Origin of the sequence: Duganella sp. FT27W (genome assembly GCF_009295655.1) — a bacterium.
In the GTDB taxonomy this organism is placed as follows: Bacteria; Pseudomonadota; Gammaproteobacteria; order Burkholderiales; family Burkholderiaceae_D; genus Rugamonas; species Rugamonas zoogloeoides.
Map to the genome: position 1 here is coordinate 1,100,547 of NZ_WHIV01000001.1, position 25,246 is coordinate 1,125,792.

The window sequence follows — 25,246 nt, forward strand, 5'->3', positions numbered from 1 at the left end:
TTATCCTTTCAGGATGGCGTCGAGCGTGCGATGCACCAGCACGACCTTGAAGGCGTTCTCCTCGGTGGTGCGGGCGCCTGCCAGCAACAGCGTCGTCGCGGCCTGGCCGCCCTGCGGCAGTGCGGCGTCGGCCGCCGGCACGCGCCACGGCTGGTGCGCCACGCCGCCCACGGCCACGCGCCCGGTGCCGTCGGGCTGCACCACGGCCGCTACCGAGGCCAGCGCAAAGGCGTACGAGGCGCGGTCGCGCACCTTGCGGTACACATGGCGACCGCCGAGCGGCTTGGGCAGCGTGACGGCGGTGATCAGTTCCGCCGGGCGCAGGTTGGTGTCCAGGTTGGGCGTGTTGCCGGGCGGGCGATAGAAGTCGGCGATGGGAATGGTGCGCGTGGCGCCATCCGGGTTCACCGTTTCCACCACCGCGTCGAGCAGGCGCATGGCCACCGCCATGTCGCTCGGGTGCGTGGCGATGCAGGCGTCGCTCTGGCCCACGATGGCGTGGCCGCGCGTAAAACCGCCGATAGCGGCGCAGCCGGCGCCGGGCGTGCGCTTGTTGCAGGCCTGGTTGGTGTCGTAAAAGTACGGGCAGCGCGTGCGTTGCAGCAGATTGCCGGCCGTGGTGGCCTTGTTGCGCAGCTGGGCGCTGGCGCCGGCCAGCAAGGCGCGTGACAGCACCCCGTAATCGCGGCGCACGGTGGTGTCGGCCGCCAGGTCGGTGTTGCGCACCAGCGCGCCGATGCGCAGACCGCCGTCCGGCGTGGCGTCGATGCGGTCCAGGCCCAGGCCGTTCACATCGACCAGGTGTGCGGGCGTTTCAATCTCGAGCTTCATTAGGTCGAGCAGGTTGGTGCCGCCCGCGATGAAGCGGGAGCCCGGTGTGCGGGCCGCGACGGCCGCCGCTTCGGCAGCTGTGGCGGCACGTTGATAGGTAAAGGCTCTCATGAAATACTCCCCGCCATCGACATAATGGACGCTAGTTGACAGGTAAAGGCTCTCATGCGCGGCTCCCGGCCACTTCGGTGATGGCGTCGATGATGTTGGAATAGGCGCCGCAGCGGCACAGATTGCCGCTCATGCGCTCACGCAGTTCGTCGGCCGACAGCAACGGCTGCACGGTGAGGTCGCCGGTGACATGGCTTGGCACGCCGCGCCGTATTTCATCGATGGCCGCTACCGCCGAGCAGATCTGGCCAGGCGTACAGTAGCCGCACTGGAAACCGTCGTGCTTGACGAACGCCGCCTGCATCGGGTGCAGCCGGTCCGGGGTACCCAGGCCTTCGATGGTGGTGACCTCGGCGCCTTCGTGCATCACCGCCAGCGTCAGGCAGGAGTTGATGCGGCGGCCATCGACAAGTACCGTGCAGGCGCCGCACTGGCCGTGGTCGCAGCCTTTCTTGGTGCCGGTCAGGTGCAGGTGTTCGCGCAGCGCGTCGAGCAAGGTGGTGCGGGTGTCAAGCGAGAGGGTGTGCGGCTTGCCGTTGATGCGCATGGTGACGGTGGACTGCACCGGCGCCGGGGTGGTGGCATTGATGCCAGCGGTGCCGGTAAGTGCTGCGGCGGCGCCCTGCCCGCCCGCCATGGCCGGCAACGCGGCGGCGGTCGCCGTGAGGGCGCCGCCGATCAGGATGCCGCGCCGGGTGTTGTCGATGTCTTGATTGTGCATGGTCTTCCTTGTTTATTTATGAGTAGTAGCCAGGGCCACCGAAGCTTGTGCGCCGGCGCGTGCCGCCAGCAGGGAAACGCCACTTGCCGCCACCAGCACTACGGCCGCCAGTTCGAACGTGCCGCGATAGCCGCCGGCGTCGAATACCAGGCCGCCCACCATGGCGCCGAGCATGATCGCCAACTGCACCACGGCCACCATCAGGCCGCCGCCCGCCTCGGCATCGTGCGGCAAGGTCCGGGCCAGCCAGGTCCACCAGCCCACCGGCGCCGACGTGGCCAGCAGGCCCCACAAAGCCAGCAGCACGGCAGTGGCGGCCACCGACGCGCCAAACGTCATCAACGCCAGGGCGATCGCCGCCATCAGCAGCGGGATCGCGACCAGGGTGCGGTACAGGTGATTACCCAGCAGGCCGCCGATCAGCGCGGTGCCGGCAAAGCCGGCCACGCCCAGGACCAGCAACAGCAGTGACAGGGTGGAGACGCTGGCGTGGGTCGCGGTTTCCAGGAACGGCCGCAGGTACGTAAACAGCGCGAATTGCCCCATGAAGAACAGGCTCACGGCAACCATGCCCAGCGCCACTTCGGGGCGTTTGAGCAGCGCTGGCAGGCTCGCCGGTCTGGTGTTGGTGTCGTTGTGCATGGGCGGCAGCGTGGCCAGCTTCCACACGAACGCGATGAGCGCGACCGGGATCACGCACAGGAAGGCGCCGCGCCAGCCGATCAGGGAACCGAGGAAACTGCCGGCGGGCGCCGCGATCACGGTGGCCAGCGCATTGCCGCCGTTGAGGATGGCCAGCGCGCGCGGGATTTTCGCGGGTTCTACCAGCCGCATCACGGTTGCCGCCGACAGCGACCAGAAACCGCCGATGGCCACGCCGATCAGCGCGCGGCCCACCATGAAGACCAGGTAGTTCGGCGCAAACGCCACCACGGTGCCGGAGACGATCATCAGCATCGACATGGCCAGCAGCAGGATCTTGCGGTCCATCTTGCCGGCCATGCCCGAGATGAACAGGCTGGTGAGCAAGGCAAAGGCGCCGGAAATGGCGATCGCCTGGCCGGCCTGGCCTTCGGTGATCTGCAGGTCGGCGGCGATCGGCGTGAGCAGGCTGACCGGCATGAATTCGGATGCCACCAGCGCGAAGGCGCCCAGCGACATGGCCAGCACCGCGCCCCAGGCAGAGGTGTTTTGCGCCCGCATCAAGCCGCCGGCGTGATGAAGTTGAGGGACTCAGGTAAGAAGGCGCCCGAGTGGGTGCCGCAGGCTTCGATAGTCATGGCAGGATCCTTTGAATTGCACAATGCGGAGAGCCTGCATGCTAAATGCTAATTCATGCATAAAACGTCATTAATATTTGATGACCTTATGAAAATCCTTCATCAATAAACCTCATTATTTGGCTGCCGCCGAATACTTGCGTGCCCACTTCGCATACTTGTCCAGCGTCGATGCCGGATTATTCACGTACCACGCATAACCGGCGCGGCGCTCGGGCGAGAGTTCGTTGACGTCGGTGTGGATGGTGCGGTCGCGGTCACCGAAGATCGGGCGCATGGTGGCGATGTCGTACAGGCGCGCCCATAACGGCCCGGCGCCGGCTTTGGGCGTGAGGCCGGCACTGTCTTTTGTGCGCACCCACTCCTGGCCGTGGATGGCGGCACGCTTGAGCCAGGCCGCGCCGGCATCTACCGCGTTGACGATGGCCGGACTGGGCGCCGGGTCGCGCATCAGCACGTTGAGCAGCCGCGCGCTTTCCACGCTGGTGAGCGCGATCGGCTCGAAGTTGCGGGCGCCGACCGGGGCGAGCGTCACCGCGTCGTGCTGCTGGCACCAGGCAGTGAGCACGCCATCGACCCGGATCTGGCTGGCGATGATCACCTGCTCGGCCTTGTCGCGCGACTGCGCCGCGCGCGCGGCCAGCTCCGGCGGGACAAAGCTGTAGTCACCCTTGCGCAGTGCCACCTCTTCCAGCAGGTCGGTGACGTTGGCCAGCGCGTTGTCGTTGTAGGTGATGGCGTCGTGGTAGCCGCCGGCCAGCGGATACACCTGCGGGAAGCCGCCGTTCGGATACTGGGCAGTAAACAGGTATTCCATGCCGCGCACGAAGGCCGCGGTATATTCAGGTCTGCCGGCACCACCTCCGCTGGCGATCACGCGCGCCAGGAAGCGCAGTTCGGTGATGGTGGCGTCGTTGTCGATGGTGCCGACGTACGACCAGCCGTCCAGCTTGCCGCCGTCGCTGTGGACATACGCTTCACCCTTGTCGCGCGGCGCTTCGCTGCGGTTGACGTTTTTGCCCCAGCCGCCGGCCGGTGTCTGGTAGCTGACGATGTTGTCGGCCACGCGCAGCGCTTCGACGGAACCATACCAGGCCCCCGGATTCTTGAGCGGCATGCCGTTGCCCGGCGGCGGGTGCGTTGCTGCTGTCACCTGCCATAGCGGAACCGCTGCGCGTTCGGCGGCCAGCGCCGCCTTGTCGGCCGCCATCAGGCTGCGCGAGCGCTCCAGGTACGCCTGCCACACAGCGCGCTCGGGTACCGACAACACGGCTAGGCGCGCTTCGCTCAACGCTTGCGGGGTCTCCATCTTGCCGATTATTTCGGCGTGGGCGACACCCGCCGCCAGCACCACCGCAATGGCCGCAGCCAGCACACATCGTTTCATTAACAATACTCCTAAGGCACGCGCACGATGCGCAGCGCCATGTACGGACGGCCCGGCAGCGCAATGCTGCGGCCATCCTTGTCGGCGAACATGTAATCGTCGCGCTTCCTGATCTCGAACACGCCTTCGACCGGCGTGACCGTCATGTTCCAGGTGTCGATGACCTCGACCTTGAAGCGCATGCCGTCTTTCAGGCCCGTCTTGAACAAGGCGAACGGCCAGGCGGTTGGCTGCGCGCGGTTGAAGTAACCGAGATAATACTCGCCATGCTTGCCGGCGAACGGATGCTCCTGCCATTTGTCGATCGGTTCCAGGCCCTCGGCCGGGCTGTCGGCCAGTATCTTGCGGAAGAACGCCAGCCGGGGCGCGCTCTGGCCGCGCAACACGCCGCCCTTGCCCAGCCAGATCTCGCCCTTGCCGCTGGTGTCGGTGTAAATCTCGCTGTGGCCCACGTAGGTGCCGGCCACCGCGCCGTTCCAGAAGCGCAGCACCATTTCTTCCGGTGTCAGTTGTCCCCAGCGCTTGGTCCAGTTGCCTTCATATTTCACTTCGTCGAACACCACCGGCTTGTTATAGACGTCGCGGAACAGCACCGCCCGCTCCGGGTCTTCCGTTGCCGCGCCGTGCTGGATGCTCACGTGCGTGACCCACGGCTTGCTGTGGTCATAGAAGCGGAACGCATTGTGGATCGAGCGCAGGTGGTTGTAAGGATCGACGGCCTGGACGATGCGGAAGTAGCGGTCCCAGTCGTCGGTCTTCTTCTCGGTGAGGAAGTCGTACTCGTTGGCCATCGACCACCACACGTTGCGGTACGCGGACAGGCGCGCCACCACGTAGCGCAGGTAGCGGTCATCAACCGCAGCAGGCATGCGGTCGAAGCCCCAGCGGCCCTTGTCGTACGGGTGGAACAGGATCAAATCGGCCTCGATGCCGAGCGCGCGCAACTGCGCCACGCGCTGATCGAGATTGCGGAAGAAGACCGGGTCGAAGCGGGTAAAGTCCCAGCCGTGCGGCGGCTTGCCGACGAACGGAAAATGCTGGCCCGCCACCTGGTCGTCGTTGTTCGGGAAGATCGCCATGCGGATCTTGTTGAACGGCGCCCCGGCCAGGGTCTTGAGCGTTTGCTCCTGCAGCGCCGCGCTCTGGTGGGTCCAGGCATAGCTGGTGGTGCCAACCTGCCGGAACGGCGTGCCGTCGCCATAGCCGAAGTGGTACGTGTTGCGCACCGAGACGGGGCCGTGATTGCCGGGCGCCGGCTGCACCGCCGCGAATGCGCCGCGCTTGCCGTGCAGCACGGGTGCGCCGGAGCGGGTTTCGTACGTCCAGTCGCCCACGGTATCGGGCATGAAGCGGATTTTATAGACGCCGTCGCCATCGTAAAAGCCTGGCACCAGCTGTTCGCGCCCGCCCTGGCGGAACACGGCCGACAGGTCAACGTCCATGAACGGGTTGCCAGTGGCCGGTCCCATGAACGACAGTTCGAGCGTACCCCAGCGCTCGACCGGCCCTGTGGCCTGCACCACGCCAAACTGGTTCACCGCCGGCGCGGCAGCAGCATGGCCGGCATGGCCAAAAGCGACCACGCCAGCCAACAACATCATGCAAACACGTCGCTTCATTTTTACCCCGACAGGTTCTCGTCGTACCGCTTGCCGCCGATGACGACGTTGCGCAGCGCGATATTTTTTGCGTTGTGGATGAACCACGGCTGCGCGGCGTTGACCGGTGTGCCGAAGTTGCAATCGCTGATCGTCACGTCCGTGACCGGCAGGATCGGCTTGCCGGCCGGGCCGTTGTAGCTGTGACCCACAGGGCCGAGCACCACGAACGCCTGGTAGCAGCCGAACGTGCCCTCGGCGGTCTTCACGTCCGCCACCCGGATATCCGAGATATGGACGTGCGAGACTTCGGGCGGCCGGCTGCGTATCAGGTCGAACGCGGGCGCGTAGTCGCAATCGAAGGTGATCACGGCGCCGCCGCCCGTCGGCACGGTACCGGCCTTGACCGGGCCGCCCGGTATCGGTTTGTAGAAGCCGGGCTTCAAACGCACGCCGTTGGGCAGTTTGACATCGCGCACATAAAAATGGCGCAGGAAGCCGCCGCGATTCATATTGGTTTTCAGGCGCACCACGGTATTGAGCGGGTCGGTCTGCCAGTGCTGGTTGCGCACGTCCAGGTGCTGGGCGTACACGTGCTCGATCCCGGCCGACATTTCGCTGCCCAGGGTTACGGCGCCGTGGCCGCTGTTCATCACCGAGTTCTGGATCACGACGTTGCGGGTGGGGCCGTAATTCGTATCGAGGTTCTTGCCGGCCTTGATGGCGATGCAGTCGTCGCCGGTGTTGAACCAGCAGCCGTCCACCAGCACGGTGTCGCACGATTCCGGATCGAAGCCGTCGGAATTCGGGCCGATGCTTTCCATGCGCACCTTGGAAAAATGCACGCGGCGGCAATCAACCGGGTGGTGGATCCAGAACGGCGTGTTGATCACCTGGTAGCCCTGCATCAGCACATGGTCGCAGTCGATGAATTCGACCATGCACGGGCGCAGGTAGTGGCCGAGGCCGAAGATACGTTTTTCGACGGGCACGCCCGCTTCGGATAGCGCCGGTAGAAATTTTTCATCGCTGCGCCAGTCGGGTGCATCGCCCTGGATCCGCGCCAGCACAGCGGCGTCCAGCGTGGGCGCCAATGCGGCCAGCGACTCGGGATTGAGCGGATTGTTGCGGCCCTGGTGCATGGCGTCCGGATTCGGTCCCTGGCGTGCGCCCTTGGGGTTCATGCCCCACCAGCCGTTGCCGCTGCCGTCCTCGAACGGCACGCCGGCCTGGCCATCGAGTTCGCTGGTCCAGTCGGCGCCGGTGATGGCGATATTGCGTTGGCCGCGCGCATACACGAGCGGCGAGAAATTCAGGCAGTCGTTGCCCTGCCAGCGCGAGAGCACCAGCTTGCCGTTGGCGCCGCAATCGTAGTCGCCGTCGCGCGCGTAATCGCGCGGATCGGCGGAAAAGCGTATCCGCGCCCTGGCCGCCAGGTGCACGCGCACGTTCGACAGCAGCACGATCGGACCCTTGCAGTACCAGTCGCCGGCCGGCACCAGCACGGTGCCGCCACCGGCCTGGTGGACGGCGGCAATCGCAGCGCGCAGCGCGGGATAGCAGTCGTGGGAACCGGGAACGGGCGTGAGGACTTTACCTTTGGCGTCGATGGTGGGAAAGCCATCGACTGCATGCAGCTGGCACGGCCTGGCGCCGTGGCTGGTAATGGAAACTTCGCGCTGCGAGAAATCGAGCGGCTTGGAAAATTGATCGATGATGCCCTGGGCATAAGCCCAGGGAACGGCGGGGGCCGACCTGGCCGCTGACGGCGCGCCCGCCACCGAGGCGGCGGCCATGGCGGCCGCCCCCTTCAGCAAACGGCGCCGTCCCTGGTGTGGAGACGGTTGGTTCATGTGACTTAGAACTTGTATTCCACCGACAGACGGTAAACACGGCCCAGCATGTCCGCCATACTCGTCACATAACCGCCGCTATAGGTGCTGTTGGAGGTCAGTGGCGGGAATTCCTTGGTGATGTTGTTCACACCGAAGGTAACGGTCGCTTTGGGAATGCCGGTGTAGCGCACGTTCATGTTGAACTGGCTGTACGCATCGACCTTGGTCAGGGTAGAACCCAGGCGTGGGGTCAGATCGCGCACGCTGGTGTTATAGCGGTGCGACAGCGTGGTGCGGAAGTCGCCATAACCCCAGCCGATCGACGCCGTGTGCTTCCAGCGTGGATTGATCTGTGGCAGGCCTGCCAGACCGGCATTCGGACCAGCGCTGCCGTAACGGCCGTCGTTGGTGATCACGCCCACGTTTTGCAGCCAGACGCCGTCTTTCTCGCCCTGGAACTCGTTCTTCTGGTACCAGGTGCCATCGAGCTTGGTGTCGAACGTGCCGAACGAGGTTTTCGGGAAGCGGTAGTTGGCCGACAGGTCGGCGCCGCGAATGCGGGCCATGCCACGGTTGGCCTGGCTGGCGACGATATGGTCGATCAGGCCGTCTGCGCCACGGATGATCTGGTCGCTGTACTTGCCCGGATTTTGCTGGATTTCCGCGATCGACACGGCGCCCAGCACGTCACGCATTTTCAGACCCCAGTAATCGACCGTGATCGACAGGTTCTTGATCGGTTCCAGTGCGAAGCCGTACGAGAAGCCACGCGATTTTTCCGGTTTCAGGAAGCTGTTGTTCGGCGACTTGGTCCAGTAGCTGGTCAATACATCGCACACCTGGTCGCGGGTACGGCCGGCCACCGGCGTGCCGCTGCCGGCCACGGTCGGTTGTGCGCTCGGGCACAGGACCGGATCGTCCATCTGCTGGGTACGCACTTCGGCGGTCGGGTTCTGGATGTCCATGATCGACGGCGCCCGGAAGCCGGTCGAGACCGAACCACGCAGTACCAGCGGCTGGTATGGCTGCCAGCGCGCGGCCAGTTTCGGATTGACGGTGGTCTGATCGAGGTCGTCGTACTTGTCGGCCCGCACGGCGGCGTTCAGCAGGAACGTCTCGGTGATCGGCGCATCGACTTCGGCCAGGATCGACGAGATCTTGCGCTTGAGCTTTTTGGCCACGCCTTGCGGCACTTCACCGACCAGGTCGTGCTGCAGCACGTTGCCGGCGGCATCGAGGTTGTAGCTGCCATCGGCCTTGCGATAGACGTAGTCGAGCGGCGCATCGAACGTGCGGGCGCTGTCTTCGCGCAGTTCGCCGGAAACGGCCAGCGTCAGGTCGCCGCCACCGAGCTTGAACAGGCCCTTGGACAAGGTCAGGTCGATGCTCTTGTTGTAGGCCTTGTTCAGGCGGTACGTGTAATCCTTGGCGACGATGCTTTTCAGGTAAGCGGTACCGGCTTCGTCCTGGGCGCCGAACGGATTGAGGATGCCGCGGTTGATGCCGTCCTGCGCTTTCGAGTACAGGATGTAGCCGTCGCCGACCATGGTGTTACGCTCTGCCACGCCGTAGTTGGCGCCCGCGCGGTAGTCCCAGCCCAGCACTTCGCCTTCGGCGGTGAGCACCAGGCGCTTGTTGGTCTGCTTGTCGTTGCGGTAGGCCGAACCGAGTTCCGCCGGCCCCCACTGGAAGTAGATCGGACGGTTGGCCATGTTCAGGTTGACCGGCGTGCCAGGGGTCTTGGCCGCATCGATGTACATGGTTGGCGTGCTGGTCGCGCCATTGGTGCCCACCACCCGCACCGCCGGCGTGATGCCGTTGCCCGGGTAGAAGCGGCTGGTCGATGGCATCGAGTAGGTGGTGAACGGATTGGTCGCGGCCGGGGTCTGCATGCCGCGGAATTTCTGTACCGTGAACTCGGAGTTCAGCACGTCCATGTCGATCTTGTGACCGCCGGACAGGTTGAAGCTCAGGCGACCGGACATGGTGGTGATCTTGCTGCCGTCGGTCACTGCGTTGAAGTACAGCGGATTGCGGTAGCAACCAGGCGCATAGGTCGGGGTGGCGGCGGTGCTTTGCGCACCGAGGGTCGGCAGCGAGGCCGGTGAATTACAGCCGGTGGCGTAATTCGGATTGTAGTTCGAGTTCGAGGCGCGGGTGAAACCGAAGTTGGCCAGCGGGTTCGAGTTGCGGCCTTCCGGCAGCAGGCCCAGGCCCAGCGAACGCAGGGTGTCGGGATCGTGCTGCTCCGGGCGGTCGCCCTGCATCAGCGCCGATTTTTCCTGGTGGTCGATGGCGAAGTAGGCATTGAAGCCATCCTGGCCCAGGTCGCCGAAGCCGCCGATGGCGCCGAACGACTTGGTGGTGCCGCCGCCGTGCATTTGCGGTGCGGCGAATTCACCTTTCAGGGTCAGGCCCTTGTAACCGCGCTTGGTCCAGAAGTTCTGCACGCCGCCGATGGCGTCGGCGCCGTAGATCGACGCAGCGCCGCCGGACAGGGTTTCCACGCGATCGAGCGCCATGCGCGGGATCACGTTCACGGACACGTACTGGTCCTGCAGCGGCTCGTTGGCCAGGCGGCGGCCGTTGAGCAGGGTCAGGGTACGCATCGGGCCCAGGCCGCGCAAGTTGGTCACCGGACCGGCGGCGCCGGTATTGGTGCCCAGCGACAGCGACTGCGGCTGTTCGAGGACCAGGTCTTTCAGTTCGGTGTGGCCGCGTGCTTCCATTTCGGCCGATTTGATGGTGGTCAGCGGGGTGGCGCCTTCGTCCGCGACGCGGCGGATCAGCGAACCGGTAACAACGACTGCCTGAACTTCCTGTGCAGGGGCTTCGGCCGGTGCGGTCTGGGCGTAAGCCTGGCCGCTCATTTGAAGCAGTGCTACAGAAATGCAAACTGCCATCGTCGCCCGACGCAGTGGTGGGGTGGATTGATACTGCATGTGTCTCCTCCGTCCTGGATTTTATAAATTGGTTGGATCGGTTTAATCTTCTGGTAAACCAATCTTAGAATTGGTCGGACCAGTTTTTTTAGTATGCACGTAGTTGCCCAATCGGTCATTAGTCTTTGCACCGATGTTGTGGAAATGCATCACTAAATTGGAAAACGATTAACCACGCACGTTTCCATGCGGGTTTTTTGGCAACGGCGGGCGTTTTCGGGGGCGGAGGAAATACGTTTTTCGTGGATTTTCGGCTATCTATCTGATAGTGACCGGCTTTCAAAACAGGGCGAATCTCTCAAGTAATTGATCGGATGGCAGATTTTTCGTGCTCTGTAACCATTTATCATGAGCGCTCGGAATCTTTAACCATCAGATACAGGGTCCATGCTCACTATTCCACCACGCTTTTCCGGACGTCGCGCCCCCGCTTCCCGCCCCCGTCTCAAGTTGCTCCATACCGGCCTGACCGCCCTTGGCGGCATGTCGCTTGCGCTCAGCTGCATGGCGCAGGAACTCGGTATTCCCCAGGCCTCCGATGCCAACCGCCCCGCGTCGACCACCACCTCTGCCGCCAGCGCCAACACCCCGGCCGCCAACGCCCAGGCATTCGTGCTGACCAGTGTCAACCTGGCGTCGAATAATGCGCTGAGCGTGTTTTCGTCCACCGATGGCGTGACCTTCACGTCGCTGGCCTCGGAAGCGTTCCAGCCCGACCAGGCAAGCGGCAGCGCCACCCTGCGCGATCCGGCCATCGTGCGGCACAGCGACGGCTATTATTACGTGGTGTATTCCACCGGCAGCGCGCTGGCCCTCACCCGATCGCAGGATCTGAAGCGCTGGCAGTTCGTGCGCGACTTGCCCGGCATCGCCGGCACGCCGCGCTGGCTGCGCGACAAGGATGGCGCACTGAAGCTCGTGGTCGCCTCCGCCACCGGCAGCGTGCAACTGCTGACGGCCAATGCCGACCTGTCGCAATGGTCGGCGCCTGTCGTCCTGGCCGGCCTGCCCGCCGCCAGCGACGCCGTGGTGGTGGCAACCGATGACGGCTATGCCGCCCTGGTGCGCGATGACAAGACCGGATTGCTGGAACTGGCCACCGCCACGGCGCTGGCCGGGCCGTGGACGGTTGCCCCCCGTGGCGACCGCGAGAGCTGGGGCCGCACGGCCGGTGGCCAGTCGCTGGTCAAGCTGGCCAACGGCCACTGGCGCGCGTACTTTAGCGATGCCGTCCTGGGCAAGCTGTGGTACGCCGACAGCAGCGACGGTCTGCGCACCTGGACCAAACAGCAGGAACTGGGCGGCGTGTCCGGCCTGCTGGGCAAGACCGCCGTACTGGCCGAAGACGGCAAGCAGTTCGCCGCTGCCACCAAGCCGAAAGGCCAACCGAAAAAAATCAGCTGGGACGAGCATTCGATGCTCGTCGATGGCAAGCGCATCGTGGTGTGGTCCGGTGAAATCCACCCGTTCCGCCTGCCCAACCCGTCGCTGTGGCGCGACGTGATCCAGAAAATGAAAGCGCTCGGCTTCAACGGCGTGGCCTTTTATTTCGACTGGGGCTATCACTCGTCGGCGCCCGGCGTATACGATTTTTCCAATGTCCGCAATGTCGAGCGCGCGCTCGAGATCGCCGAAGAAGAAGGCATGTACGTGATCGCCCGCACCGGCCCGTACGTGAATGCGGAACTGACCGGCGGCGGCTACCCGGGCTGGATGTTCCGCAACCGTGCCGAAGCGCGCACCGACGATCCCGTGTACCTGGCGGCCGTCGATGAATGGATGACGCAGATTAACGCCATCATCGCCCGCCACCAGGCCACGACCGGCGGCGGCAACGTGATCGCCTACCAGCTCGAAAACGAACTGGGCAAGGTCGAGCCGAAGCACGTGCGCCAGATGGAACACCTGGCCAAGAAGGCCCGCGCCGATGGCCTGACCGTGCCGTTCTTCCACAACTCGGCCGGCCGCCTGCCGGACTGGACGCCAAAGAACTCCACCGCACCATGGGCCAATCCCGGCCCCACCGACATGTACGCATTCGACGGCTACCCGGGCGGCACCTGCAACGTGTTTGCCAGCCCGGCCGGCCCCAACCGCGCGCCCGACTGGGGCATCTATGGCAAGAACTCGCCCAAGATCGGCTCGCTGTCGTCGCCGAAGACGCCCGGCTTTGCGGCCGAACTCGGCGGCGGCTGGTTCGATTACTGGGGTTCCAACGGCACCTATAATTGCACGGCCGAGCGCCAGGGCACCGGCTACCAGCGCGTGTTCTACGGCACCAACCTGATCAACCGCATCACCATCCACAATGTGTACATGACTTTTGGCGGCACGTCGTGGGGCTGGCTGGCCGGCCCGGTGGTGTACACGTCGTACGATTACGGCGCGCCGATCTCGGAAGATCGCGGCTTGCGCGCCAAGGCGCTGTCGCTCAAGCAGCAAGGCATGTTCGTGCAGGCTGCCGAACAGGCGCTGGCCAAGATGGACAAGGGCCCGGAAATCGCCACCTCGTCGCCGAAAGCCAAGGTCTATCACAACATCAACCCGGACCTGGGCACCCACGTGCTGTTTGCCGTGCACAGCCCGTCCGACCTGACCACCGACGACAGCTTTACGTTCGACCTGGCCACGGCCGACGGCAAGTACCAGGTGCCGCTGCGCCTGAACGGCCAGGATGCCAAGATGCTGCTGGCGAACTACAAGCTCGAACGCCAGCACCTGGTGTATTCGACCTCGGAAATCCAGACCCATTTCGCCAACGGCGAGCGCGACATCGCGCTGCTGCACGGCCGCGATGGCGAAGCCGGCGAAACCGTGCTGCGCTTCAAGGGCGAACCGAAGGTGGAAGTGCTCGCTGGTCAGGTGGCAGCGCGTTTCGATGCCGCCACGGGCGACCTCAAGCTGACCTACACCCACGACGGTCTGGCGCGCGTGCGCATCACCGGCGGTGGCCGTGCGCCGCTGCTGCTGCTGCTGGCCGATAACAAGCACAGCCTGCAGTTCTGGAGCCAGAACACTGCGGCCGGCCCGGTATTGCAGCTGACGCCAGCCATGGTGCGCACCGCCACCCTGGCCGACGGCAAACTGGCCCTGACCGGCGACACCGCCGCCGCCAGCGAGCTGACCGTGTGGGGCCCGACCTTCACCTCGGCCAGCTTCAACGGCGACAACCTGGCGCTGGCGCCACAGCCGGACGGCAGTATCAAGGCCGGCACCCTGGCCGGCCCCGCCGCCGTCAAACTGCCCGACCTGGCCACCCTGCCCTGGTCGCGCCGCATGGACAGCCTGGAAGCCCAGCCCGGCTTCGACGACAGCAAGTGGACCAAGGTTGATAACCGCGCCTCGGCAGCGCAAACCTGGACCATGCCCGAGCGCGGCCAGCCCACCCTGGCGATGAGCGACTACGGCTTCCACCACGGTGATGTCTGGTATCGCGGCCGCGTCAACATTGCTGACCCCAAAACCAACCAGCTCGAGCTGTTCTACGGCGCCGGTGGCGCGGGCATGGTGCAGGTGTGGGTCGATGGCAAGTTCATCGGCCAGGACGAGATGGACGTGGGCCGCTCGTTCCCCGAGACCACCGACAGCGTCAAGCTGTCGCTCGGCGATAAATTAACCAAGGGCGAGCACGTCATCGCAGTCATGGTGCGCAATAATTCGCACAACTGGAACCTGATGGCCGACGATTACCACCGCGAAGCGCGCGGCCTGATCGCGGCGTCGCTGACCAAGCGTGGCGGCCAGCGCTTTGGCGTGCCGATCACCTGGCGCATCCAGGGCAACCTCGGCGGCGAGCAGATTGCCGACGTGGTGCGCGGTCCGATGAACAACGGCGGCCTGTACGGCGAGCGCGCAGGCTGGTATCGCCCGCTGTGGGAGCAGCAGGACAGCCAGTCCGACCGAAGCGGCTGGGCCGCCACCAAGCCCACCGCTGCGCCACCGGCAACCGGCACCTACTGGCTGCGCACGTCGTTCGACCTTGATCTGCCGAAAGACCACGATGTGCAGCTGGGACTGGCATTCGGCGACACGACCACGCCGCGTTCGGAACGCGAGAACCGCGTGCTGATCTTTGTGAATGGCTGGAACATGGGGCAATTCATCGCCCACATCGGCCCGCAACGGGTGTTCGTGCTGCCGCCGGGCATCCTCAATCCCAACGGTCAGAACACGATCGCGCTGGCGGTCACGACTGACGGCAAGGCGGCCAATGCACTGGAGCCTGTGAAACTGGTGAATTTGCGGACGGTACGCGGTGGGGTGAAGCTGGAAATAATGCCGGGGTCGAACGCCCCGGCGAAGTAAGAAGTAAGCGATCCCCGCAGCTGCGGGGATTTTTTTACGCGTTATCGCCTTGCGGCTCGACGCGGCTGATCAGCACCGTGGCAATCCTTCGCTCCAGCAGCTCCGCCACCTCGAAGCGCAAGCCATCGACCTCGATGGCCTGGCCCAGTTCCGGCAAGGCGCCGAATTGTTCCAGCATGAAGCCGCCCAGTGACGCGTAGTCGTCGGTCTCGCTGACCAGCGCATCGGTCTCCAGCACTTGCTGCAAGTGGTGCAGGTCGGCGCTGCCGGCCACGCGCCAGCGGCCCGGGCCTTCCACTTGCACTTCCGGTTGTTCGTCCTCGTCCGGGAACTCGCCGGCGATCGCTTCCAGGATGTCGATCGGCGTGACCAGGCCCACGATGGTGCCGTACTCGTCGGCGATCAGCACCAGCTGGCGCGAGCGCTTGAGGGTTTCCATCACTTTCAGCACGCCACCGGCTTCGGGCATGATGATCGGTGCGCGCACGTACTCGTCGGTGATTTCCTGGCCGGCGGCCAGGCAGGCCACCAGGTCCTTGGCGCGCACAATGCCCACCACGTTGTCGAGCTGGCCCCGGCTGACCGGGAAGAAGCTGTGCGGCGTTTCCAGCAACTGGCCCTGGATGGTGGCGCTGTCCTGGTCCAGGTCGATCCACGAAATGTCGGAACGGTTGGTCATCACCGAACGGATCGAACGTTGCGACAGGCTCAGCACGCCGCTGACCATATTGCGTTCCTGTTCCTCGAACGCGGGCAGTTCGACGGTGTCGCTGGTCTCTTCCGGCTCTTCGCCGGCCGTTGCGCGCTTCTTGCTGCCCAGCAGGCGCAGCACGGTGTCGGCGGTACGGTCGCGCAGCGGCATGTGTGCATCCTTGCGCAGGAAGTTACGGCGCGCCAGCTGGTTGAGGAACTCGATCACGACCGAGAAACCAATCGCTGCGTACAGATAACCTTTGGGGATGTGGAAGCCCAGGCCTTCGGCGATCAGGCTCAAGCCCACCATCAGCAGGAAGCTCAGGCACAACACCACCACGGTCGGGTGGGCATTGACGAAACGCGTCAGCGGTTTCGATGCCAGCACCATCACGGCCATCGAGATCACCACGGCGGCCATCATCACGCCCAGTTGCTCGACCATGCCGACGGCCGTGATCACGGCGTCGAGCGAGAACACGGCGTCGAGCACGACGATTTGCGCCACGACCGCACCGAAGCTCGCGTATTCGCGGTTGCCGGTGTGGACGTGGACCTTGCCCTCGACCCGCTCGTGCAGCTCGGTAGTGGCCTTGAACAGAAGGAACAGGCCGCCCAACAGCAGGATCAGGTCACGGCCGGAAAACGGTTGCGAGGCGATGTGGAATAGCGGCTCGGTCAGGGTGACCAGCCAGGACATGACAGACAGCAAGCCGAGGCGCATGATCATCGCCAGGCTCAAACCGATCAGCCGTGCCTTGTCGCGCTGCTCGGGCGCGAGTTTGTCCGCGAGAATTGCTATGAATATCAGGTTATCAATACCGAGTACGATTTCGAGTACGATAAGTGCGAACAAGCCGACCCAAATGTTTGGGTCGAATAGCCATTCCATGCCTTGCCTTCCAGAGTTAAGAGGAGGCCATTGTAATCGATTATCTCGGTAAGACTACTTATCCCTGGTTTATGAAACCGTGGACATTTTCGGTCAAGATGGGTGTATCCCCCACCTTTTTGACTTGAATCTTGTTCAAAGTGACATTTTTGACGGGCATCTCGCGCTCGGCCTTGATGTGGCAAACGAACTTGGCTTCCCCCACCGTGACGTTACTGACATGCAGTCCCTCGATCGGCGTCAGCCGCCGTTCGTAGGTGGGCACCAGGTTGCGCCACTGGTACAGCACATCGGTTTCCACGCTCAGGACGCCGCCGGCGATGCGGGTGGCGCTGACATTGTTGACATAAATATTGCGCACGTAGCCGCCGCGCCGCTCGTTCGTTTTGACAAACAGCAGGTTGTTGATGGTGCTGGCCACGCGCGAATCGGCATGGTCGAAGTGGCAGTTATCGACGTACACGTTCTCGATGCCGGCCGACAGCTCGCTGCCGATGGCGATCAGCTGGTGGCCGTTCTTGATGCGGCAGTTGCGCATGACGATGTTGCGCGATGGGACGCCGAGGCGCCACGCATCCTGGTCGCGGCCGGACTTGACGGAAATCGCATCGTCGCCCTGGTCGAACACGCAGTCTTCGATCAGCACGCTCTGGGTCATCTCGGGGTCGACACCGTCGTTGTTGTGGCCGTGCGCGCGGATATTCACCCGGCGGATCACCACGTCCTTGCACAGCAGCGGGTGCACCACCCAGAACGGGCTGTCCTCGATGCTGATGTCTTCGATCAGCACGTGGCGGCAGCGGTTGAACTGGACGAATTGCGGGCGCAGGTTGGCCGCGCCGCCGGTCATTTGCCGCTCGCTGACGGGCACGCCCTTCGCTGCCTGGTGGTATAGGGCGACCAGCGCATCCATGTGCGGCTTGGGGCGCAGATACCACACGCGCCAGATATCGAGCTTGGCTTGCAGCTTGCCCTGGCCGGTGATGGCGACGTTTTCGCACTCGAACGCATAGACCAGCGGCGAGTAGTTGTAGCATTCCAGGCCTTCCCAGCTGCTCAGTACTGCCGGCAGGTAGTCTTCGGGACGCTCGGAAAACAGCAGGGTCGCGCCTTTTTCCACGTGCAGGTTGACGTTGCTCTTGAGGTGAATCTTGGCGGTGGGCCATACGCCGGGTGGCACCACGACCACGCCGGAGCCGCTGGCATGGGCGGCGGCGATGGCGCGGGTGATCGCAGTTGACGTCGCGCTCTGGCTGGCCGGGTCGGCACCGAAATCGGTGATCGGAAAACGCTTGCTGGCGGCAAAGTCGGGAATCGCGATGTCGGGCATGGCGAACGGGGCTTTGACCGTGATCCGTTGTTGCGGATGGCCGGCAGCGGCGATGCTGGCGCAGCCGGCGAACAGGGGCAGGCTGAGGCCGGCGATGACGGCCTTGCGGCGCGATGGTGAGGCAGGTGACGTTGGTGAATCTGGCGAAGTTGGGGACATGGCTTAACTCTTGGTAGATGTACCCAGGATGGTAGTCCACCTCCCCCGCCCCGCACCACGGCCCCGCCAAATTCTCAGGGCCGTGACCGAATGCGACTTAAGCCTGCTGTGGCAACTTGTCGATCAGCTTGTCGAGCGTGATCGGGTATTCGCGCACGCGCACACCGGTAGCGTTATAGATGGCGTTGGCGATCGCCGCCCCTACCCCGCAAATACCGAGTTCGCCGACACCCTTGGCCTTCATCGGCGACGACATCGGGTCGGTTTCGTCAAGGAAGATCACGTCCTGGTGCGGAATGTCGGCATGGACCGGTACTTCGTAACCGGCCAGGTCGTGGTTGACGAAGAAGCCACGGCGGTGGTCCACCACCAGGTCTTCCATCAATGCAGCACCCGCGCCCATGGTCATGGCGCCGATGACCTGGCTGCGGGCCGACTTGGGGTTGAGGATGCGGCCGGCTGCGCAGACGGCCAGCATGCGGCGGATGCGGGTTTCGCCGGTGTCGGCATCGACTCCCACTTCGACGAAGTGCGCGCCGAACGTCGATTGCTGGAATTTCTTGTCCAGGTCGCCGAACTCGATGCTGTCTTCGGCCATGATGTCGCCACTTTCGGCGGCCTTGGCCAGGGTGGCCGTCTTGCCGCCGCCGCGCACCGAACCATCGGCAAATTCCGCGTCTGCCGGCAGGCCCAGTTTTTGCGCCACGGCCTCGCGCAGCTTAACGCAGGCGGCGTACACGCCGGCGGTGGAGCTGTTGCCGCCCCACTGCCCGCCCGAGCCGGCCGAGACCGGGAAATCGGAGTCGCCAAGCTTGACCACGACCTTGTCGATGGTAACGCCCATCATTTCAGCGGCGGTCTGGGCGATGATGGTGTAGCTCCCGGTGCCGATGTCGGTCATGTCGGTTTCGACCGTGATGATGCCCTTGCTGTCGAGTTTGACGCGCGCGCCCGACTTCATGACGATGTTATTGCGGAAAGCAGATGCGACACCGTAGCCGATCAGCCAGCGGCCATCTCGCACCTGGCCCGGCTGGGCGTTGCGCTTGTCCCAGCCGAAGCGCTCGGAACCCACGCGCATGCACTCGACAAAGCGGCGTTGCGAGAACTTGCGCTCGCGCTTGGCCGGATCATGGGTGATGTCGTTGATGATACGGAAGCGCACCGGATCCATTTTTAGCTTTTCGGCCAGCTCGTCGATCGCCACTTCCAGCGCCATCAGGCCCGGCGCTTCGCCCGGGGCGCGCATGGCGTTGCCTTCGGGGAGATTGAGAACAGCTAAGCGCATTTTGGTCATGCGGTTGGCGCCGGCATACAGCAGCTTGGTCTGGGCGGTGGCGGTTTCCGGTTGACCTTCGGGCAGGTCGCCGGACCAGCTTTCGTGGCCGATGGCGGTGATCTTGCCCTCGCGGCTGGCGCCGATGCGCAGGCGCTGGATGGTGGCCGGGCGGTGCGTGGTGTTGTTGAACATGAACGGCCGTGGCAGGGTCAGCTTGACCGGGCGGCCGGCCGCCTTGGCGCCGAGCGCCGCCAGCACGGCCTCGCAGCGCACGAACAGCTTGCCGCCGAAGCCGCCGCCGATGTAAGGCGACACCAGCCGCACCTGGTCCTTGGACAGGCCGAGAGTCTTGGCAACATCGCCCTGGCCCCAGGCGATCATCTGGTTCGAGGTCCAGATGGTGACCTTGTCGCCATCCCATTTGGCGATCGACGCGTGCGGTTCCATCATCGCGTGCGACTGGTCGGGCGTGGTGTAGGTAAGGTCGATTTTGACCGGCGCCGCTTTGAAGGCGCCGTCGAAGTCGCCAACCTTGGTGTCGGCGTTTTCCTTGTCCTTGTGCGGCTTGGCGGTGTCTTTCACCTTGGCCAGGTCGTACGTGCCTGCGCTTTCGGCGTATTTGACTTGCACCAGCTGGGCGGCGGCGCGCGCCTGTTCCCAGGTGTCGGCCACGACCACGGCCACGGCCTGGTGATAGTGTTCGACGTCGGGGCCGGCCAGCAGATGGGCGGTGTTCATCTTGCCTTTGCCGAGCTTGCCGGCATTTTCGTAAGTGACGATGGCCAGCACGCCCGGCGATTTGCGGGCGGCAGCCAGGTCGATCGCCGTAATCTTGCCCTTGGCAATAGACGAACCGACCACGTAGCCATAGGCGGCGTTCGGCGCCACCGCGTGCTGCTCGTAGGCATAGGGCGCGGTGCCGGTGGTTTTCATGGGGCCGTCGATGCGGTCGAGCGGCTTGCCGACGACCTTCAGCTGGTCGATCGGATTGGTGGTGGCGGGAGTGGTAAATTTCATGGCTTATGCTTTCTTCGCTTCCGCCAGCACGGCGGAGATCGTGCGCTGGACCAGGGTGATCTTGAAGGCGTTGTCTTCGGTGGTGCGGGCGCCGGCCAGCAACTGGTCGGCCACGGCCTTGCCGCCCTGCGCCACGCTGGCGTCCGCCGCCGGCAAACGCCACGGCTTGTGAGCGACGCCGCCAAGGGCCACGCGGCCGGTACCGTCCGGCAGCACCACGGCCGCTACCGAAATCAGCGCGAATGCGTACGACGAGCGGTCGCGCACCTTGCGGTAATAGTGCTTGCCACCCAGCGGCTTGGGCAAGGTCACCGCCGTGATCAGCTCGCCCGGTTCAAGCGCGGTTTCGATGTGCGGCGTGTTGCCCGGCAGGCGGTGGAAGTCGGCCATGGCGATGGTGCGGGTGGCGCCGTCGGCTTTCACGGTTTCCACGCGGGCGTCGAGCAACTGCATGGCCACGGCCATGTCGCTCGGGTGGGTGGCGATGCAGGCGTCGCTGGTGCCGACCACCGCGTGCTGGCGCGAAAAGCCGCCGATGGCCGAGCAGCCGGTGCCCGGTTGGCGCTTGTTGCACGCCTGGTTGGTGTCGTAGAAGTACGGGCAGCGCGTGCGTTGCAGCAGGTTGCCGGCCGTGGTGGCCTTGTTGCGCAACTGCGCCGAGGCGCCCGCCAGCAAGGCGCGCGACAGCACGGCGTAGTCGCGCCGCACGCGCTGGTCGGCGGCCAGATCGGTGTTACGGACCAGGGCGCCGATGCGCAGGCCCCCTTCTTTTGTCGCTTCGATCTTGTCGAAGCCGATGCCGTTGACATCCACCAGGTGCGTGGGCGCCTCGATTTCGAGTTTCATCAGGTCGAGCAGGTTGGTGCCGCCGGCGATGAATTTGGCATTCGGTTGGCGGGCAATCGCGGCCGCTGCTTCAGCCGGGGTCCTGGCGCGTTCGTAGCTGAAGGCTTTCATGCGCGGCTCCCGGCAACGTCGTTGATGGCGTCGATGATGTTGGAGTACGCGCCACAGCGACAGATATTGCCGCTCATGCGCTCGCGCAGTTCCTCGCTGCTGAGTAAGGGTTTGGTGTTAAGGTCGGCGGTGACGTGGCTCGGGATGCCCTGTTTGATTTCCTCGATGGCCGAGATGGCCGAACAGATCTGGCCGGGGGTACAGTAGCCGCACTGGTAACCATCGTGCTTGACGAACGCCGCTTGCATCGGGTGCAATTTGTCGGGCGTGCCGAGGCCTTCGATGGTGGTGATCTTGTCGCCGTCGTGCATCACGGCCAGCGACAGGCAGGAGTTGATGCGCCGGCCTTCGACGATGACGGTGCAGGCGCCGCATTGGCCATGGTCGCACCCCTTCTTGGTGCCAGTCAGGTGCATGTTTTCGCGCAGTACGTCGAGCAAGGTGGTGCGGGTATCGACGTCCACCGCACGCGACTGGCCATTGACCACGAGCGTGACCTTGTTGATCACGGGGGCGGCAGCCGCTTGCGCCGCGCCGCCATTGCCGCCGCCGGAGTTGCTGTTGTTTTGAGCGCCGGCCACCGACGGAACGGCGGCGGTAGTGGCGGTAATGGCGCCTGCGATCAGCAGGTCGCGCCGGGTGATTTTTACATCGCTAAGGTCGTTCATCATCGATTCGTCCTGTGGCTAGATTGTGAGTAATGATTCATCGACGACTTGTGGCCGGATGAGTCAAAACATCTTAATCGCATTATCAGGACGACATCCGCACTGTTGACTGCAGGTTAGTGCGGCTTACGTGATACTACTTATTGGCGCAAAGGTCGGCAATTTCCTCTTCCGTAAAACCGGCCTGGCGGCGCGCTTCGACATTGAACGGGCCACGCGGCACCGGCGCCCAGTATTCCTCGCACAGCGCGGCGAACGTCGCGCGCGGCTCCAGCCCGCGCTGGTGGCACAGGTGGCGGTACCAGCGGTTGCCGATTTCGACGTGGCCGATTTCGTCGCGCAGGATGATGTCGAGAATGGCAGCGGCCTGCAAATCGCCGGCCTGGGCGATCTTGGCGCGCATCGGCGGATTGGCGTCCAGCCCCCGCGCTTCCAGCACGCGCGGCACCAGGGCCATGCGCGCCAGCGCGTCGCCGGTGGTCTTGGCCACCATTTCCCACAAGCTGCCGTGGGCGGTGAAGTCGCCGTAGGCATAGCCGAGCGTCACCAGATGCGCGGCCACCAGCGAAAAATGCAGCGATTCCTCTTCCGCCACTTTCAGCCAGTCGGTGTAGTAGGCGGCGGGCAGATCGGGGAAGCGCCATAGCGCATCGAGCGCCAGGTTGATGGCGTTGAATTCGATGTGGGCCAGCGCGTGGATCAGCATGGCGCGCCCTTCCACCGTGTTCATCGAACGCTTGCCCAGTGCTGACGGCAGCACCAGTTGCGGCAAGTCCGGGCGACCTGGTATCGGCCGGTCGGCCGGCGCTTGCAGCTGCGCCGCGGGATCGGGCGCGCAGATGCCGGCACGAACGGCTGCGGCCAGGGCGTTGACGGCGGCGACTTTCTCGAACGGGTCCGATTGCAGCAGGCAGTGCAAGGCGCGGGTGCGCAGTTCGCCGCTATGAGCGTATGGTGGCAAGGACATGAAAATACTGGAGGGCAAAGGCACGAGTGTAGCATCTTGCTATGTGCCTCAGTTACTCATCCTGGTCCTACAGTCGTGCCGCGCGTGCACCTATACCCGGCTCGGCGAGCTCGCCGCATCATGGATCCTGTGCTGCGCTACACACCCGGCAGAAAGCGCCGGAAGCCAGCGTGTATCCCCCAACCATTAGGAGACCAACATGAGCTACCTCGACCGCGACACCTACGGCATTTACAACACCGATTATGCAGACGTCGACAACGGCCCCGGCCCGCGTCTGATGGGCGCCGACACCCTCATCGGCGAAGACGTGTACAACCTGCAGGAAGAAGACCTGGGCGACATCAAGGAAATCATGCTCGACATGCGCCAGGGTAATGTGGCCTACGCCGTGTTGTCGTTCGGCGGCTGGCTGGGCATGGGCGACAAGCTGTTTGCCGTGCCATGGGAAGCGCTGCAACTCGACACCGTCAACAAGCGCTTCCTGCTCAACGTGTCGAAAGACCATCTGAAGAATGCTCCCGGTTTCGACAAGGACAATTGGCCTGACATGGCCAGCTCCGAATTCTCCACCCAGATTCATGATTTCTATGGCACCCAGCAAGCCGTGCCCGGCGGCCGTACTGCCAGCGGCAGCGTGATGAGCGCCGGCACCGGCAGCCTGCAGAGCGACCCCGGCTATTCGAGCAGCCGTGGTTCGGGGCTGGGCAACCTGTAAATCTTAAAAGTTTCACCGAAAAAGCACGCGCTGGTCGCGTGCTTTTTTTATGCACCATAATCGTGCGGGTCTTCTGGCATGTTTCTTGATATAACTGCACTCAACAGGGGGGAAGTTATATTATGGGAAAATTTTTCAATGAAATGACCGCAGATGGCCTGGCACACAACGCCAGCGCCGAGGTGCGTGAGCATTACCGTGAGTTTTGTGGCTGGCTGCAACGCCAGTCGCCCGATACCATCGAACGCAAGCGGGCGGAGGCGGATCTGACCTTCCGCCGGGTGGGTATTACCTTTGCCGTCTACGGCGACGACGCCGGCACCGAACGGCTGATTCCGTTCGACACCATTCCCCGCATTATCACTGCTGCCGAATGGAAGCAGATGGAAGCCGGCCTGGTGCAGCGCGTTAAAGCGCTCAATATGTTTATCCATGATATTTATCATGACCAGAATATCGTCAAGGCCGGCCTGATCCCGGCAGAGCAAATCTACAAGAACGCCCAGTATCGACCGGAAATGCAAGGCATCAATGTCGCTTCCGACATCTATGCCCACATTGCCGGGGTCGATATCGTGCGCGCCGGCGAAGGCGAGTTTTACGTATTGGAAGATAATTTGCGGGTGCCTTCCGGCGTGTCGTACATGCTGGAAGACCGCAAGATGATGATGCGCTTGTTCCCTGAGTTGTTTGCACGCAACAAAATCGCGCCGGTCGATCACTATCCCGACTTGTTGCTCGACAACCTGCGTTCGGTTGCGCCGATGGGCATTACCGACCCGGTGGTGGTGGTAATGACCCCCGGCATGTACAACTCGGCCTACTTCGAGCACGCGTTCCTGGCCCAGCAAATGGGCGTGGAACTGGTCGAAGGCAAGGATTTGTTTGTCAGCGATAACACGGTCTTCATGCGCACCACGCGCGGCCCCAAGCGGGTCGATGTGATTTACCGTCGCCTGGACGACGATTTCCTCGATCCGCTGGCATTCCGTCCCGATTCTTCGCTGGGCGTACCCGGCTTGCTGTCGGTGTACCGCGCCGGCCGCGTCACCCTGGCCAATGCGATCGGTACCGGCGTGGCCGACGACAAGTCGATTTACCCGTTCGTGCCCGACATGATCAAGTTTTACCTGTCGGAAGAGCCGATCCTCAACAACGTGCCGACCTACCAGTGTCGCAAGAAAGAAGACCTGGCGTACACGCTGGCCAACCTGCCCGACCTGGTAGTCAAGGAAGTACACGGCGCCGGCGGCTACGGCATGCTGGTAGGACCGGCTTCGACCAGGCAGCAGATCGAAGACTTCCGGGCCCGCCTGCTGGCCAACCCCAACGGCTATATCGCCCAGCCCACGCTGGCCCTGTCGGCCTGCCCTACGTATGTCGAGAACGGCATCGCGCCGCGCCATATCGACTTGCGGCCGTTTGTGTTGTCTGGCAAGACCATTTCGATGGTGCCCGGCGGCCTGACGCGCGTGGCCTTGCAGGAAGGCTCGCTGGTGGTGAACTCGTCGCAAGGCGGCGGCACCAAGGATACCTGGATTTTGGAACGCTAAGGA

At 63.9% G+C, this 25,246-nt stretch carries 16 protein-coding genes; 3 read left to right on the forward strand and 13 right to left on the reverse strand.

Features of this window, described 5'->3' with window-relative positions; all coding sequences use genetic code 11:
- The 7 genes from F8197_RS04740 to F8197_RS04770 all read right to left on the reverse strand — a co-directional run bounded on the left by F8197_RS04740 (position 1) and on the right by F8197_RS04770 (position 10,633).
- Positions 1-942, reverse strand: coding sequence for a xanthine dehydrogenase family protein subunit M (locus F8197_RS04740; protein WP_152880360.1), 942 nt, complete (start codon positions 940-942; stop codon positions 1-3).
- Positions 943-994: 52 nt separating this feature from the next.
- Positions 995-1,663, reverse strand: coding sequence for an aldehyde dehydrogenase iron-sulfur subunit PaoA (paoA, locus tag F8197_RS04745; protein ID WP_152880362.1), 669 nt, complete (start codon positions 1,661-1,663; stop codon positions 995-997).
- 12 nt (positions 1,664-1,675) lie between these two features.
- Positions 1,676-2,866: an MFS transporter gene (locus F8197_RS04750; protein ID WP_152880364.1), complete on the reverse strand. Its 1,191-nt coding sequence runs from the start codon at positions 2,864-2,866 to the stop codon at positions 1,676-1,678.
- 192 nt (positions 2,867-3,058) lie between these two features.
- Complete coding sequence (gene pelA, locus F8197_RS04755; protein ID WP_193333329.1) at positions 3,059-4,330, reverse strand: pectate lyase; 1,272 nt, start codon at positions 4,328-4,330, stop codon at positions 3,059-3,061.
- Positions 4,331-4,341: 11 nt separating this feature from the next.
- A complete protein-coding gene (locus F8197_RS04760) occupies positions 4,342-5,949 on the reverse strand; it encodes a DUF5060 domain-containing protein (RefSeq protein ID WP_227012065.1) in 1,608 nt (535 codons plus the stop codon).
- Positions 5,950-5,951: 2 nt separating this feature from the next.
- Entirely contained in the window at positions 5,952-7,781 is a 1,830-nt protein-coding gene (locus F8197_RS04765) for a glycoside hydrolase family 28 protein (RefSeq protein ID WP_227012066.1), read from the reverse strand.
- A gap of 5 nt (positions 7,782-7,786) precedes the next feature.
- Positions 7,787-10,633 carry a TonB-dependent receptor domain-containing protein gene (locus F8197_RS04770; RefSeq protein ID WP_193333330.1) on the reverse strand — a complete coding sequence of 949 codons (2,847 nt, stop codon included), beginning with the start codon at positions 10,631-10,633 and terminating at the stop codon, positions 7,787-7,789.
- A gap of 459 nt (positions 10,634-11,092) precedes the next feature.
- On the opposite strand from F8197_RS04770, the gene F8197_RS04775 reads away from it, so the two are divergent.
- Entirely contained in the window at positions 11,093-15,010 is a 3,918-nt protein-coding gene (locus F8197_RS04775) for a beta-galactosidase (RefSeq protein WP_227012067.1), read from the forward strand.
- Positions 15,011-15,044: 34 nt separating this feature from the next.
- Here the strand turns inward: F8197_RS04775 and F8197_RS04780 are convergent, their stop codons facing one another.
- From F8197_RS04780 to F8197_RS04805, 6 genes are all read right to left on the reverse strand, one after another.
- On the reverse strand, positions 15,045-16,595 hold the full coding sequence (locus F8197_RS04780; protein WP_152880368.1) for a TerC family protein: 1,551 nt from the start codon (positions 16,593-16,595) through the stop codon (positions 15,045-15,047).
- 58 nt (positions 16,596-16,653) lie between these two features.
- Entirely contained in the window at positions 16,654-18,084 is a 1,431-nt protein-coding gene (locus tag F8197_RS04785; protein WP_152880370.1) for a glycoside hydrolase family 28 protein, read from the reverse strand.
- Between the two features lie 97 nt (positions 18,085-18,181).
- Positions 18,182-20,380 (reverse strand): aldehyde oxidoreductase molybdenum-binding subunit PaoC, encoded by a 2,199-nt coding sequence (paoC, locus tag F8197_RS04790; RefSeq protein ID WP_152880371.1) that lies wholly within the window; start codon positions 20,378-20,380, stop codon positions 18,182-18,184.
- A 3-nt stretch (positions 20,381-20,383) separates the two neighbouring features.
- Complete coding sequence (locus F8197_RS04795) at positions 20,384-21,337, reverse strand: xanthine dehydrogenase family protein subunit M (RefSeq protein WP_152880373.1); 954 nt, start codon at positions 21,335-21,337, stop codon at positions 20,384-20,386.
- A complete protein-coding gene (gene paoA / locus F8197_RS04800; RefSeq protein ID WP_152880375.1) occupies positions 21,334-22,008 on the reverse strand; it encodes an aldehyde dehydrogenase iron-sulfur subunit PaoA in 675 nt (224 codons plus the stop codon). Before paoA (F8197_RS04800) ends, F8197_RS04795 begins: the two co-directional genes overlap by 4 nt.
- Before the next feature lie 133 nt (positions 22,009-22,141).
- Positions 22,142-22,972 (reverse strand): ferritin-like domain-containing protein, encoded by an 831-nt coding sequence (locus F8197_RS04805; protein WP_152880377.1) that lies wholly within the window; start codon positions 22,970-22,972, stop codon positions 22,142-22,144.
- Between the two features lie 199 nt (positions 22,973-23,171).
- Here F8197_RS04805 and F8197_RS04810 point away from each other — a divergent pair, with 199 nt between their 5' ends.
- Both F8197_RS04810 and F8197_RS04815 read left to right on the forward strand, forming a co-directional pair.
- Positions 23,172-23,690, forward strand: a complete 519-nt coding sequence (locus tag F8197_RS04810) for a PRC-barrel domain-containing protein (protein ID WP_019921123.1) — start codon at positions 23,172-23,174, stop codon at positions 23,688-23,690.
- Between the two features lie 122 nt (positions 23,691-23,812).
- Entirely contained in the window at positions 23,813-25,243 is a 1,431-nt protein-coding gene (locus F8197_RS04815) for a circularly permuted type 2 ATP-grasp protein (protein ID WP_152880379.1), read from the forward strand.
- Positions 25,244-25,246 lie beyond the last annotated feature (3 nt).

Bases quoted from the DNA above. Each gene is read 5' to 3' on its own strand.
- paoC (WP_152880371.1), bottom strand. From the start codon at position 20,380: ATGAAATTTACCACTCCCGCCACCACCAATCCGATCGACCAGCTGAAG.
- F8197_RS04810 (WP_019921123.1), top strand. From the start codon at position 23,172: ATGAGCTACCTCGACCGCGACACCTACGGCATTTACAACACCGATTAT.
- F8197_RS04795 (WP_152880373.1), bottom strand. From the start codon at position 21,337: ATGAAAGCCTTCAGCTACGAACGCGCCAGGACCCCGGCTGAAGCAGCG.
- F8197_RS04785 (WP_152880370.1), bottom strand. From the start codon at position 18,084: ATGTCCCCAACTTCGCCAGATTCACCAACGTCACCTGCCTCACCATCG.
- paoA (WP_152880362.1), bottom strand. From the start codon at position 1,663: ATGCACAATCAAGACATCGACAACACCCGGCGCGGCATCCTGATCGGC.
- F8197_RS04740 (WP_152880360.1), bottom strand. From the start codon at position 942: ATGAGAGCCTTTACCTATCAACGTGCCGCCACAGCTGCCGAAGCGGCG.
- F8197_RS04775 (WP_227012067.1), top strand. From the start codon at position 11,093: ATGCTCACTATTCCACCACGCTTTTCCGGACGTCGCGCCCCCGCTTCC.
- pelA (WP_193333329.1), bottom strand. From the start codon at position 4,330: ATGAAACGATGTGTGCTGGCTGCGGCCATTGCGGTGGTGCTGGCGGCG.
- F8197_RS04805 (WP_152880377.1), bottom strand. From the start codon at position 22,972: ATGTCCTTGCCACCATACGCTCATAGCGGCGAACTGCGCACCCGCGCC.
- F8197_RS04765 (WP_227012066.1), bottom strand. From the start codon at position 7,781: ATGAACCAACCGTCTCCACACCAGGGACGGCGCCGTTTGCTGAAGGGG.
- F8197_RS04780 (WP_152880368.1), bottom strand. From the start codon at position 16,595: ATGGAATGGCTATTCGACCCAAACATTTGGGTCGGCTTGTTCGCACTT.
- paoA (WP_152880375.1), bottom strand. From the start codon at position 22,008: ATGATGAACGACCTTAGCGATGTAAAAATCACCCGGCGCGACCTGCTG.
- F8197_RS04815 (WP_152880379.1), top strand. From the start codon at position 23,813: ATGGGAAAATTTTTCAATGAAATGACCGCAGATGGCCTGGCACACAAC.
- F8197_RS04750 (WP_152880364.1), bottom strand. From the start codon at position 2,866: ATGCGGGCGCAAAACACCTCTGCCTGGGGCGCGGTGCTGGCCATGTCG.
- F8197_RS04770 (WP_193333330.1), bottom strand. From the start codon at position 10,633: ATGAGCGGCCAGGCTTACGCCCAGACCGCACCGGCCGAAGCCCCTGCA.
- F8197_RS04760 (WP_227012065.1), bottom strand. From the start codon at position 5,949: ATGAAGCGACGTGTTTGCATGATGTTGTTGGCTGGCGTGGTCGCTTTT.